Raw genomic sequence first — 13,069 nt, forward strand, 5'->3', positions numbered from 1 at the left:
GCGCGCGGATGCCTCCACGCGGCTGCGGTTCGGAGTCGGGCGCGTCCTCATGCTGGTGGCGCTGCTCGTCGTCGCGATGCAATTGCTCTGGCTGCAAACGTTTTCCGCGCCCAACCTGTCGGCCGAGGCGGCCAGCCAGCGCACGGTGCATCAGACCGACTGGGCGCAACGCGGCGCCATCCTCGATCGGGACGGCCGCAGGCTCGCGTTCACCGTCGTGACCAAGAAGCTCAACTTCCGGCCGGTGGCCGTGCGCAAGGATCTGGCCGACGCGCGGGCGAAGAGCGACAAGGCGCCCGAGGTCGACAAGCGGCTGGAGGAGATCGCCAAGACGATCCACGAGAAGCTGGGCAAGGACGCGCCCCCCGAAGCGGAACTGCTCGCCAAACTGCGCAGCGACGACCAGTTCACCTATCTGGCCTACAACGTCGACTCCCGGGTCGCCGACGAGATCACCGAGAAGTTCCCCGAAGTCGGGACCGAACGTCAGGACACGCCGGTCTATCCGGGCGGCGCGCTGGCGGCCAACGTGGTGGGCGCGACCGGCTGGGACGGGCACGGCCAGGTGGGGCTCGAGGCGTCGATGGACGCGACGCTGGCCGGCACCGACGGCTCGCACACCTACGATCGCGGCTCCGACGGGGCGGTCATCCCCGGCAGCGAGCGCGACAAGGTGCCCGCGGTCAACGGCTCCGATGTCGAACTGACCCTCGACTCCGATCTGCAGTACTACGTGCAGCAGCAGGTCCAGGAGGCCAAGGACAAATCCGGCGCGCAGGACGCCTCAGCGGTTGTGCTGGACGCCCACACCGGCCAGGTGCTGGCCATGGCCAACGACAACACCTTCAATCCGGCGCAGGATCCGAAGTTCTGGGCCTCGGCCGATATCGGCAATCCGTCGGTGACCAATGCCTACGAGCCCGGTTCGGTGAACAAGATCATCACCGCGGCGGCCTCCATCGAGTACGGCCTGACCAATCCGGACGAGGTGCACCAGGTCCCCGGTGAGATCCACATGGGCGGCGTGGTCGTGCACGACGCGTGGTCGCACGGCGTGATGCCCTACACCACTACCGGCATCTTCGGTAAGTCGTCGAATGTGGGCACGCTGATGCTCGCGCAGCGAGTCGGTGAGGACCGCTTCGCGGATATGGTCAAGCGTTTCGGCCTGGGGCAGCGCACCGGTGTCGGACTGCCCGGCGAGAGCGGCGGCATCGTGCCCCCGCGCGACCAGTGGTCCGGCTCGACGTTCGCGAATCTGCCCATCGGACAGGGCCTTTCGATGACGCTGCTGCAGATGACCGGGATGTACCAGGCCATCGCCAACGACGGTGTGCGGATCCCGCCGCGCATCGTCAAGGACGTGATCGGCCCCGACGGGCACCGCACCGGCGAACCGCAGCCGGACGGCGTGCGGGTGGTGAGCCCGCAGACCGCGAGTACGCTGCGGCAGATGTTCCAGGCCGTGGTGCAGCGCGATCCGATGGGTTATCAGCAGGGTACGGGCGCTCCCGCGGCGATCGAGGGCTATCAGATCGCCGGGAAGACCGGAACCGCGCAGCAGATCGACGACAAATGCCAGTGCTATTCCAGCGATCGCTACTGGATCACCTTCGCCGGGATCGCCCCGGCCGACAATCCGCGCTACGTCATCGGCATCATGTTGAACGCCCCCGTGCGCAGCACCGACGGCAGTGGCGGGCAGTCGGCGGCGCCGCTGTTCCACAGCATCGCCTCCTGGGCGCTGCAGCGCGATCGGATTCCGCCGTCCACCGTGCCGCCGAAACAGCTTGTGCTCCAGGCGATGTAGTGGTGTGTGCGCCTGAATGTCCGGTTTCGGAACCGTGGGTGTCCGTCTGCGGCCCGCCGCACGGGCGGGTGCGGGCGCGGTGAGTCCGGGGACCCGGTGCGCGCGAGGCGGCCACGCTGCGTGGCCGTCGATCGCCCACAGGTAACCTGACTCCCCGACCCCGAATCTCGACCCGATGCACAGATGTGCGCCCACGAAAGGAGCCTGGTGCCCGTGCAGCCCAGCCCGCAGGTGCTTCGCCCCGCCGTTGCGTTGTCGACGCCGGTGCAGGCCGTTGCCGAACTGACCGGTGCGCGGCTGAACTCCGGCGACCCGGCCGGGATCGAGATCACCGGCATCGAACAGCGCTCGAACGCCGTGCAGCCCGGTGACCTGTTCGCAGGTCTGGCCGGCGCCAAGGCCCACGGCGCCCGCTTCGCCGCCGACGCCGTGGAGCGCGGTGCGGTCGCGGTGTTCACCGACGCCGCGGGGGCGGAGCTGATCGGCGAACTGGATGTGCCGGTGCTCGTGCACGACGATCCGCGCGCGGTACTGGGCGAACTGTCGGCGGCTGTGTACGGTCACCCCTCGCGGCGACTACAGGTCATCGGCATCACCGGCACCTCGGGTAAGACCACCACCTCGTATCTGGTGGAGGCGGGCCTGACCGCGGCCGGGCTGTCCACCGCGCTGATCGGCACGATCGAGACGCGGATCGCGCGGCGCGTCGATCCGAATCCGGAGGAGACCGAGGCCGGTGCGAGCGCCGCCGTCGAGTACCGCCGGGTGCCCAGCGCGCTGACCACACCGGAGGCGCCGCAGCTGCACGCGATGTTCGCGCTGATGGTGGAACAGGGCGTGCAGGCCGTGGTGATGGAGGTGTCCAGCCACGCGCTGGCGCTGGGCCGCGTGGACGGTGTGCACTTCTCCGTCGGCGCGTTCACGAATCTGTCGCAGGATCACCTGGACTTCCACGCCGATTTCGAGGACTACTTCGCCGCCAAGCGCCGGCTGTTCGTCCCGGATCCGGGCGCGCCGCAGCGACAGGTCGCGGCCGACACCTGTGTGATCTGCGTGGACGACGCCTGGGGCCGGCGGCTGGCGCGGGAGGCGGGCGGGCGCGCCCGGGTCGTCACCGTGGCGACCGCGGACTGCCCGACCGGGGAGACCGAACCGGAATGGACGGTGACCGGCGCCGCCGCGCCGGCCGACGGCGGGCAGCAGTTCACCGCGATCGGTCCCGCGGGTGAGATTTCGGCGCGGCTGCGGCTGCCCGGGCGCTACAACATCGCCAACGGCCTGCTCGCGATCGCGGTGTGCGCCGCGGCGGGCGTCGACGCGGCGGTGGCGGCCGCGGCGCTGGGCGAGGTGGATGTGCCCGGCCGGATGCAGCGGGTGAACGCGGGACAGGATTTCCTGGCCCTCGTCGACTACGCGCACAAGCCGGCCGCGGTGGAATCGGTGATCGCGACGCTGCGCCGGCATCTGCGCGACTCCGGCGGCCGCCTGGCCGTGGTCGTGGGCGCCGGTGGCGATCGCGACGCCGGTAAGCGGCCGCTGATGGGCGCCACCGCGGCGCGCGGCGCGGATCTGCTGGTCATCACCGACGACAATCCGCGCACCGAGGATCCGGCCGAGATCCGCGCCGCGATCCGCGCGGGCGCGCTGGGCATCGCCGAGGCCGAACGCGGTGAGGTGCGCGAGATCGGCGATCGGGCCGCCGCCATCGCCGCCGCCGTGGAGTGGGCACGGCGGGGGGATGTGGTGCTGGTGGCAGGTAAGGGACACGAGACCGGGCAGGAGATTGCGGGTGTGAAGTATCCGTTCGACGACCGTGAGGTGCTGGGACAGGCCCTGGAACGTAAAACGAAAGACCTGACGGTTTCATGATCGAAATGACTCTGCGGGAGATCGCCGAGATCGTCGGCGGCACGCTGCACGATGTGGGCGATCCCGCGGTGACGGTGACCGGTGCGGTCGAATTCGATTCGCGCCGAATCAATTCCGGCGACCTGTTCCTGGCCCTGCCGGGGGAGCATGTCGACGGGCACGACTACGCGGGCAAGGCCGTGGCCTCGGGTGCGGTGGCGGTGCTGGCGGCGCGGCCGGTCGGCGTGCCGGCGATCGTGGTCGAACCCTTCGCCCCCGCGGCCGGCGCGTCGGCGAATCGTTCCTATGTGCTGGCCCACGACACCGACGGCTCGGGCGCCGCGGTGCTGGCGGCGCTGGCGAAATTGGCGCGGGCGAGTGTGGACCGGCTGGCCGTCGCCGGCCTGAATGTGGTCGGGGTGACCGGTTCGGCCGGAAAGACCTCCACCAAGGACCTGCTGGCGCGCGTGCTCGCGCCGTTGGGCGCGGTGGTCGCCCCGCCCGGATCCTTCAACAACGAACTGGGCCATCCGTGGACGGCGCTGCGCGCGGGAGCCGACTCCCGCTTCCTGGTGCTGGAACTGTCCGCGCGCGGTCCGGGCCATATCAAGGCGCTGACGGAGATCGCACCCCCGCGGATCGGTGTCGTCCTCAACGTCGGCACCGCGCACCTGGGTGAGTTCGGCGGCCGGGACGCCATCGCGCAGGCCAAAGGCGAACTGGTGGAAGCGCTTCCGCCCACCGGCGTCGCGGTGCTCAACGCCGACGACCCGCGGGTGGCGGCCATGGCCGAGCGGACCCGGGCCCGGGTGGTGACCTTCGGTCAGGCATCCGGCGCGGACGTGCGGGCCACCGACATCGTGCTCGACTCCGAGGCGCGGGCGCGATTCACCCTGCACGCCAACGGGTCTCACGCCGAGGTGCATCTGGCGGTGTACGGCGAGCATCAGATCTCGAACGCGCTGGCCGCGGCCGCCGTGGCGCTGGAATGCGGTACGGATCTCGGCACCGTGGCCCGGGCCCTGGCCGGTGCGACGGTCGATTCGGCGCACCGGATGGATGTGCGGACCCGGGCCGACGGGGTCACCGTCGTCGACGACTCCTACAACGCCAATCCGGATTCCATGCGCGCCGCGCTCAAGGCGCTGGTGTCGATGTCGCGCGCCGGCGGTACGCCGGATGCGCCGCGCGGCCGGCGCAGCTGGGCGGTCCTGGGCGAAATGGCCGAACTGGGCGAGGAATCGGTCGTCGAACACGACAACATCGGACGGCTCGCGGTGCGGCTGGACGTCGACCGGTTGATCGTGGTCGGCACCGGGCGCCCGGCCCGCGCGCTGCACCAGGGCGCGGTCATGGAAGGCTCGTGGGGCGAGGAATCGATCCTCGTACCCGATATCGAATCCGCGATCGCCCTGCTGGACAACGAGATCGCGGCCGGTGACGTGGTACTGGTCAAAGCGTCGAACTCCGCCGGTCTGTGGGCGGTGGCGCAGCACGTGCTCGCATCGGGTGGGCAGGGCACGGAGGCAGCTGGATGAGGCAGATTCTGTTCGCGGCGGGGATCGCGCTGGCGGTATCGATCCTGCTGACGCCGCTGCTGATCCGCATGTTCGCCCGGCGCGGATTCGGCCAGGAGATCCGCATCGACGGCCCCGAGAGTCATCAGGCCAAGCGCGGCACCCCGACCATGGGCGGCGTCGCGATCCTGATCGGCATGTGGGCCGGATATCTGGGCTCGCATCTGATCGGGATCGGCTATCACGCCGACGGGCCCTCGGTCTCGGGTCTGCTGGTTCTCGGTCTGGCCACCGCGCTCGGCGTGGTCGGCTTCATCGACGACTTCATCAAACTGCGCAAACAGCGCAACCTGGGCCTGACCGCCGCCGGTAAGTACATCGGCCAGCTCGGCGCCGCGGTGATCTTCGGAGTGCTCGCGCTGCAGTTCCGCGGCGCGGGCGGGCGCACCCCGGCCAGCCGGCATCTGTCGTACGTGCGCGAGATCAACACCGTCTCGATGAGCGTGATCATCTTCCTGGCATTCGTCTGCCTGGTCGTGGTCGCGTGGTCGAACGCGGTGAATCTGACCGACGGCCTGGACGGCCTGGCCGCGGGTTCGATGAGCCTGGTGCTGGGCGCTTACGTGATCATCACGTTCTGGCAGTACTACCACGCCTGCGAGTTCAAGGCCGAGGCCGGCTGCTACAACGTGCGCGATCCGCTGGATCTGGCGCTGGTGTGTGCCGCGGGCGCGGCGGCGTGCGTCGGATTCCTGTGGTGGAATGCGGCTCCCGCCAAGATCTTCATGGGCGATACCGGTTCGCTGGCCCTCGGTGGCCTGCTGGCCGGATTGTCGATCACCACCCGCACCGAACTGCTCATGGTCGTGATCGGCGCGCTGTTCGTCGCCGAGACCGTGTCGGTGGTGCTGCAGGTGGCGGTGTTCCGGACCACCCGCAACCGGCTGTTCAAGATGGCGCCGTTCCATCACCATTTCGAGTTGAGCAAATGGGCGGAGACGACGGTCATCATTCGGTTCTGGCTGCTCGCCGGAATCGCGGCGGCGGTGGGTCTGGGCTTGTTCTACAGCGAATACCTCTCTCAGGTCGGGTAAGCAGCGATGGTCGAACATACTCCGCGGGCCCTGCGATCACCGGGTCCCATGCTCGAATTTCTGCGTGGCCGTGACGTTCTCGTCGCGGGATGGGGGGTGTCGGGCCGCTCGCTGATCGAGCCGCTGCGCGATATCGGCGCCCGCCCCGTCGTCACCGACGCCGGGGAGAAGGCGATGGCCGAGGCCGCCGAACTCGGCCTCGACACCGCCACCGCGGCCGAACTCGTCGAACCCGGTGCGCTGGAACGGTTCGCGCTGGTCATCACCAGCCCGGGCTGGCGGCCGGGTTCGCCGGTGCTGGTCTCCGCGGTCACCGAGGGCGTTCCGGTCTGGGGCGATGTGGAATTCGCCTGGTGGGTGGATCAGGCCCGGCTCTACGGTCCGGTGCGCAAATGGCTGGTGATCACCGGAACCAACGGTAAGACCACCACCACCCAGATGACCCACGCCATCCTGCGCGCGGCCGGATTGCCCAGCGTCGCCTGCGGCAATATCGGGCTGCCGATCCTGGACGCGCTGCGCCGCACCCCGGGACCGCAGATCCTCGCGGTCGAGCTGTCGTCGTTCCAGCTGCACTGGGCGCCGTCGGTGCGCCCGGAGGCAGGCGTGGTGCTGAATGTGGCCGAGGATCATCTGGATTGGCACGGCGGCCTCGACGCCTACGCCGCGGCCAAGGCGCGTGCCCTGACCGGACGGGTCGGCGTGGTCGGCCTCGACGACCCCGTCGCCGCCGCGCTGGCGCGAAAGTCCAAGGCGCGCCGCACCGTCGGATTCCGGATCGGGGTGCCGGCCGACGGCGAACTCGGCGTGGTCGACGGTAAATTGCTGGACCGCGCCTTCACCAAGGCCGCGATCCTGGCCGAGGTCGGCGACATCAGCCCGCCCGGACCCGCCGGTGTCGCCGACGCGCTGGCCGCGGCCGCGCTGACTCGCGCTATCGACGTGGCCCCGCAGTTCGTCAAGGAGGGCTTGGCCGAGCACAAGGTGGGCCCACATCGCGCCGCCTTCGTGCGGGAACTGGCCGGAGTCGGATTCGTCGACGATTCGAAGGCGACCAATCCGCACGCCGCGCGGTCCTCGATCCTGGCGCATCCGCAGGTGGTGTGGATCGCCGGTGGTCAGCTCAAGGGCGCCCATATCGACGATCTGATCGAGGAGGTCGCCGAGCGTCTCGTCGCCGCGGTGGTTTTCGGTCAGGACGCGCCGGTCATCGCGGCGGCAATGGCGCGACACGCGCCGGATGTCCCGGTGGTCGAGCTCGGTTCGGGTGACGATGCACAGATGAGCGGGGAACCCTCCACGGCCTCTCTGGTCGCCGAGATCGACGGCGCCGACGCGGTGATGGCCCGCGCGGTACGCATCGCCGCCGGATACGCGGGGCGCGGTGACACCGTCCTGCTCGCCCCGGCCGCGGCCTCCCTGGACATGTTCGCCGACTACACCCACCGCGGCCGCAGTTTCGTGGCGGCGGTGCAGGCCCTGGACGAGAGAGATATCGGGAGCCAGCAGTGACGAAACCGGCGCGCAAGCCCGTGGGCACCTGGTTCGGTGCCTGGCTGGCGCGCCCGCTGGCCGATTTCCACCTGGTCGTCACCATCGCCACCCTGCTCACCGTGCTCGGGCTGGTGATGGTGCTGTCGGCGTCCAGCGTGGAGGCCTACGCCGACGGCGGTTCGGCGTATTCGCTGTTCATGCAGCAGGCGTTCTTCGCGGCACTCGGCGCGGCGCTGTTCTACGTGGCGCTGCGGATCCCGATGCGCGTGCTGCGGCAGTTGTCGTTCCCGTTGTTCGCGGCGTCGGTGCTGTTGCTGGTGCTGGTGCTGATTCCCGGCATCGGTTCGCAGGTGCAGGGATCGCGGCGCTGGTTCGACCTCGGATTCGTCTCGGTGCAGCCGTCGGAGATCGTGAAGGTCACCCTGATCCTGTGGGGTGCGCACCTGCTGGCGACCCGCCGCAGCGACCAGACCGGCTACAAGGACATTCTGGTGCCGCTGGTGCCGGCCGGTCTGCTGGTCTGTCTGCTGATCGTGCTGGAACCGAACCTGTCGACGACCATCGCGGTCGGCCTGGTGCTGGTCGCGCTGCTGTGGTTCGGCGGGTTGCCGGTGCGGCTGTTCGTGACCATCGCGGTCTCGGGTGCGGTCGCGGCGGGAATTCTGGCGCTGTCGGCCGGCTATCGCTCCGATCGCATGCGCGCGTTCTTCAATCCCGGCGACGATCCGCAGGGCATCGGCTATCAGGCGCGCCAGGCGCTGTTCTCCCTCGCCGACGGCGGGATCTGGGGGCGCGGGCTCGGCCAGAGCCGGGCCAAGTGGAGTTATCTGCCCAACGCGCACAACGACTTCATCTTCGCCATCATCGGCGAGGAACTCGGATTTCTCGGATGTGCCTTGGTGCTGGGCCTTTTCGCGCTGTTCGTCTTCGTCGGCCTGCGCATCGCCGGCCGGTCGGCCGATCCGTTCCTGCGATTGCTGACCGCGGCCGCGACCACCTGGATCACCGGGCAGGCGCTGATCAACATCGGCTACGTGGTGGGTCTGCTGCCGGTGACGGGCCTGCAATTGCCGCTGGTGTCGGCCGGTGGTTCGTCGCTGGCGATCACGTTGATGATGTTCGGCCTGATCGCGAGCGCGGCCCGGCACGAACCCGAGGCGATCGCCGCGTTGAAGGCCGGGCAGGACGGGCGGTTCAGCCGGTTGCTGCGGCTGCCGATCCCGGAAACCTACGCACCCGCTCGCGCCGGCCGGGCCCGCGCGGTCTCCGGCCCGCGCCGGCGGGAACTGCCGCCGGCGCGCAAGCGGTCGGACAAATCCGGTCGCTCGCGCGGCGCGGGCACGTCCCGCGGGGCCGCTCAGGCGCGGGGTGGGGGTGCGGCGATACCCCGGCGGTCGATAGATTCGGATTCGGCACGACGACGCAGCGCCGACGCCGGACGGCGGGAGGCGCGTGGAGCGTCGTCGTGGCGCACGACCCGGGCCTGGGAGCCCAGCTATCCGATGACACATGCGAGAGAACGAGGTAATTCGAGGTGACAACCGGCGAGAGCGGCGGCACGACGGGTTCCGGGCAACGGACGCTCTCGGTGATCGTCGCCGGTGGGGGCACGGCCGGGCATATCGAACCCGCGATGGCGGTCGCGGACGCACTGCGCCGGCTGGATCCCTCGATCCGGATCACCGCACTGGGCACCCAGCGCGGGCTGGAGACGACGCTGATCCCTGAACGCGGCTATCCGCTGGAGCTGATTCCGCCGGTCCCGCTGCCGCGTAAACCCACCGTCGACCTGCTGCGCCTGCCCGGCCGGGTCCGCGCCGCGGTCGCCCGCACCCGCGCGGTGATCGACGCGGTCGAGGCCGATGTGATCATCGGATTCGGCGGCTACGTCTCGGTGCCCGCCTACCTCGCGGCCGGTGGGGGAGTGCTGCGGCGCTCGCGCCGGGTGCCGCTGGTGGTGCACGAGGCCAATGTGAAGGCCGGGATCGCGAACAAGCTCGGCGCCCGCCGCGCGGCGCGTGTCCTCGCCGCCGTGCCGAATTCGGGTGTGCACGCACGTGGGCGCGCCGACGCCGAGGTGGTCGGAATTCCGGTGCGCGACTCGATCGCCACCCTCGACCGGGCCGGATTGCGCAACCAGGCCCGCGACCACTTCGGCCTGCCCCAGCAGGGGCCGGTGCTGCTGGTCTTCGGTGGCTCCCAGGGCGCGCGCCGGTTGAACGAGGCGGTGTCCGGCGCGGCCGCGCAACTGCTGGCGGCCGGTATCTCGGTGCTGCACGCGCACGGTCCCAAGAACACCCTCGATCTGGAGGGCATCGATACCGAATCCGGTCGCGACGGCGCGAAATACGTTGCCGTGCCGTATCTGTCGCGGATGGATCTGGCCTATGCCGCCGCCGACGCCGCGGTGTGCCGCTCGGGCGCGATGACCGTGGCCGAGGTGTCGGCGGTCGGCCTGCCGGCGTTCTACGTGCCGCTGCCGCACGGCAACGGCGAGCAGGAGTTCAACGCCCGCCCGATCGTCGCGCAGGGCGGTGGCAGAATCGTCGCCGATGCGGAGATGACGCCGAAGTATGTGATGGACGAGGTGATCGCGCTGCTCACCGACCCGGCCGCGCTGACGAACATGTCGGTCGCCGCCGCCGGTGCCGGACATCGCGACGCCGCGGATACGGTGGCGCGAATCGTGCTGGAGGTGACCGGACGGTGACCGGAGGAAACGAGACGGCCGCAGTGGGAGCCGCGGACCCGGTGAACCACACCGGGCAGGCTCCCGCCGAACTGCCGGAACTGTTGCGGCGGGTCCACATGGTCGGCATCGGCGGTGCCGGCATGTCGGGGATCGCGCGGATTCTGCTCGCCCGCGGCGGCGAGGTGTCGGGCTCGGACGCCAAGGAGAGCCGCGGCGTGCTGGCGTTGCGGGCACGCGGGGCCCAGGTCCGCATCGGCCACGACGCGAGTGCGCTGGATCTGCTGGAGGGCGGCCCGAGTGCGGTGGTCACCACCTATGCCGCCATCCCGAAGACGAATCCCGAACTGGTCGAGGCGAATCGGCGCGGTGTGCCGGTGCTCATGCGTCCCACGGTCCTAGCGGAACTGATGCGCGGCCACCACACCCTGCTGGTGTCGGGCACCCACGGCAAGACCTCCACCACCTCCATGCTGGTCGTGGCGTTGCAGCACTGCGGCTTCGATCCGTCGTTCGCCGTCGGCGGTGAGCTGAACGAGGCGGGCACCAACGCCCATCACGGCACCGGCGGTTATTTCGTGGCCGAGGCCGACGAGTCGGACGGCTCGCTGCTGCAATACGATCCGGACGTCGCCGTGGTCACCAACATCGAATCCGATCATCTGGATTTCTTCGGCTCCGACGAGGCCTACGTCCAGGTGTTCGACGACTTCGTGGCCCGACTGGTCCCCGGCGGACTGCTCGTGGTCTGCCTGGACGACCCCGGCTCGCTGGCACTGGCCCGCCGGGTCGCCGAGCGAGTGGCGGCCGGAGAACTCGATATCCGGGTGGCCGGCTACGGCTCGGCGGAAACGGTCGACGTGCCGGTGCCGATGCAGGCCCGGCTGGTGGCCTGGGAGCCGCGCGACGTGGGCGGTGTGGCCACGGTGCACCTGGGCGACGAACCTGCGCCGCGCACGCTGCGCCTGTCGGTGCCCGGCCGCCATATGGCCCTCAACGCCCTCGCCGCGCTGCTCGCCGCCCGCGACGCCGGGGCCGACGTGGACGAAATCCTGCAGGGCCTGGAGGGATTCGGCGGCGTACACCGGCGCTTCCAGTTCGTCGGCCGGGAGAACGGGGTGCGGGTCTTCGACGACTACGCCCACCACCCGACCGAGGTGCGGGCCGTGCTCGGCGCGGCGGCCGAACTGGTCCGCCAGGAGGCGGCCGACGGCGCCCGCTCCCGGCAGGGGCGGGTGATCGTGGTGTTCCAGCCGCATTTGTACAGCCGCACAGCCACCTTCGCCGAGGAGTTCGGCGCCGCGCTGTCGCTGGCGGACGAGGTCGTGGTCCTCGACGTCTACGGCGCCCGCGAGAAGCCGCTGCCCGGGGTCAACGGCGCACTGGTGGCTCAGGCGGTCACCAAACCCGTGCACTACCAACCGGATATGTCGCGGGTGGGCCGGCAGGCCGCGAGCCTGGCGCGTGCGGGGGACGTGGTGATCACCATGGGAGCCGGCGACGTGACGATGCTCGGCGGGCAGATTCTGGACGGACTGCGGGTACGCCCGTCGACGGGACGGTGAACACGGCGCCCCCGCCCGGCGGTGCCGGCCGGAGAGGGAGGTGGACATGACACGCCGCGCGACGATCGACGAGTCCGATCCGGACGCCGAGGACGAGTTCGCGGACGGCGACAACCGTCTCCGCCGCGCCGGGACCCGCGCGCGGCTGCCCTTCGACGGCCGGTGGCGGCGAATCCTGCTGTGGGGCGCGCCGATCGTGGTCGTGGTGATCGGGCTGCTCGTGGTCGCCTACTTCACTCCCGCGCTCTCGGTGCGCACCGTGCAGGTCGAGGGGGCGTCCGCGGTGCCCGAACAGGATGTGCGCGCGGTGCTGCAGATCCCCGGCGGCCGCTCCATGCTGCGCATCGACACCGACGCGATCGCGCGCCGGGTCGCGTCGCTGCCGAAGGTGCGGGCGGCGCGGGTCCAGCGGGTGTTTCCGTCCACGGTGCGGGTCACGGTGGACGAGCGCGCCGCGGTGGTGTTCTTCGACAGTCCGCAGGGACCGCATCTGCTCGACGCCGACAGTGTCGAATTCGCGATCGAACCGCCGCCGCCGGGCGTCGCGAAGCTGGTCACCGACCACCCCGGCAGCGCCGATCCGGTGACCCGGGCCGCGGTCGCGGTTCTCGACGCCGCCCCGCCGGCGCTTCGTGCGCAGGTGGGAGAGGTTGTGGCGCGGTCGGTTTCGGATATTGAACTGAAGCTGCGCGACGACCGTACGGTGGTCTGGGGCGGTGCGGACGACTCCGAACGCAAAGCCGCGGTGGTGCTTCCGGTGCTGACGCGCCCGGGAACGGTATTCGACGTTTCGAGTCCCGATCTGGTAACGGTAAGATAGTGACACTCGTTGTGCCGTTGCGGTTTTCGACCGGCGGCCGGGAGTCGATGGCCGTGCGTGATGGCCGTGGCACCTGGGCCCGTCCGGGTGCCGCAGTCGCGTGCGGGGCCGGTGAATCCGCGGTCGTGCGGATATCGAGACTCGATCTCGGTGTTTGCTGCGGCCGTTTGCGGTACCATGCCCGACGGGCTCGGACGAGACGGATCACACAAGATTCTGACCCTCGTGTCGG

At 70.3% G+C, this 13,069-nt stretch carries 9 protein-coding genes; all 9 read left to right on the top strand.

What is annotated here, in order from left to right:
* Positions 1–1,810, top strand: a 1,810-nt coding sequence (locus ACPCUW_RS20220) for a peptidoglycan D,D-transpeptidase FtsI family protein (RefSeq protein ID WP_423426440.1), incomplete at its 5' end; no start/stop codon positions are given.
* Between the two features lie 183 nt (positions 1,811–1,993).
* Complete coding sequence (locus ACPCUW_RS20225; RefSeq protein ID WP_423426441.1) at positions 1,994–3,679, top strand: UDP-N-acetylmuramoyl-L-alanyl-D-glutamate--2,6-diaminopimelate ligase; 1,686 nt, start codon at positions 1,994–1,996, stop codon at positions 3,677–3,679.
* Positions 3,676–5,196, top strand: a complete 1,521-nt coding sequence (locus ACPCUW_RS20230) for a UDP-N-acetylmuramoyl-tripeptide--D-alanyl-D-alanine ligase (protein WP_423426442.1) — start codon at positions 3,676–3,678, stop codon at positions 5,194–5,196. Before ACPCUW_RS20225 ends, ACPCUW_RS20230 begins: the two co-directional genes overlap by 4 nt.
* Positions 5,193–6,269 (top strand): phospho-N-acetylmuramoyl-pentapeptide-transferase, encoded by a 1,077-nt coding sequence (gene mraY, locus ACPCUW_RS20235; protein ID WP_030514716.1) that lies wholly within the window; start codon positions 5,193–5,195, stop codon positions 6,267–6,269. The genes ACPCUW_RS20230 and mraY overlap by 4 nt, the downstream gene beginning before the upstream one ends.
* 48 nt (positions 6,270–6,317) lie before the next feature.
* Complete coding sequence (murD, locus tag ACPCUW_RS20240) at positions 6,318–7,781, top strand: UDP-N-acetylmuramoyl-L-alanine--D-glutamate ligase (protein WP_063017874.1); 1,464 nt, start codon at positions 6,318–6,320, stop codon at positions 7,779–7,781.
* A complete protein-coding gene (ftsW, locus tag ACPCUW_RS20245) occupies positions 7,778–9,301 on the top strand; it encodes a putative lipid II flippase FtsW (RefSeq protein WP_423426443.1) in 1,524 nt (507 codons plus the stop codon). The genes murD and ftsW overlap by 4 nt, the downstream gene beginning before the upstream one ends.
* The gene (gene murG / locus ACPCUW_RS20250; protein WP_423426444.1) at positions 9,298–10,473 is read left to right on the top strand and encodes an undecaprenyldiphospho-muramoylpentapeptide beta-N-acetylglucosaminyltransferase; all 1,176 of its coding nucleotides are present in this window, start codon (positions 9,298–9,300) and stop codon (positions 10,471–10,473) included. The genes ftsW and murG overlap by 4 nt, the downstream gene beginning before the upstream one ends.
* 98 nt (positions 10,474–10,571) lie before the next feature.
* Positions 10,572–12,017 (top strand): UDP-N-acetylmuramate--L-alanine ligase, encoded by a 1,446-nt coding sequence (gene murC, locus ACPCUW_RS20255; RefSeq protein WP_063017892.1) that lies wholly within the window; start codon positions 10,572–10,574, stop codon positions 12,015–12,017.
* Between the two features lie 46 nt (positions 12,018–12,063).
* A complete protein-coding gene (locus ACPCUW_RS20260; protein WP_195075530.1) occupies positions 12,064–12,837 on the top strand; it encodes a cell division protein FtsQ/DivIB in 774 nt (257 codons plus the stop codon).
* The last annotated feature ends 232 nt before the right edge of the window (positions 12,838–13,069 follow it).

It is taken from the genome of Nocardia sp. AB354, assembly GCF_049538315.1.
Classification (GTDB): domain Bacteria; phylum Actinomycetota; class Actinomycetes; order Mycobacteriales; family Mycobacteriaceae; genus Nocardia; species Nocardia nova.

Bases quoted from the DNA above. Each gene is read 5' to 3' on its own strand.
- mraY (WP_030514716.1), top strand. From the start codon at position 5,193: ATGAGGCAGATTCTGTTCGCGGCGGGGATCGCGCTGGCGGTATCGATC.
- ACPCUW_RS20230 (WP_423426442.1), top strand. From the start codon at position 3,676: ATGATCGAAATGACTCTGCGGGAGATCGCCGAGATCGTCGGCGGCACG.
- murC (WP_063017892.1), top strand. From the start codon at position 10,572: ATGGTCGGCATCGGCGGTGCCGGCATGTCGGGGATCGCGCGGATTCTG.
- ACPCUW_RS20260 (WP_195075530.1), top strand. From the start codon at position 12,064: ATGACACGCCGCGCGACGATCGACGAGTCCGATCCGGACGCCGAGGAC.
- murD (WP_063017874.1), top strand. From the start codon at position 6,318: ATGCTCGAATTTCTGCGTGGCCGTGACGTTCTCGTCGCGGGATGGGGG.
- ACPCUW_RS20225 (WP_423426441.1), top strand. From the start codon at position 1,994: ATGTGCGCCCACGAAAGGAGCCTGGTGCCCGTGCAGCCCAGCCCGCAG.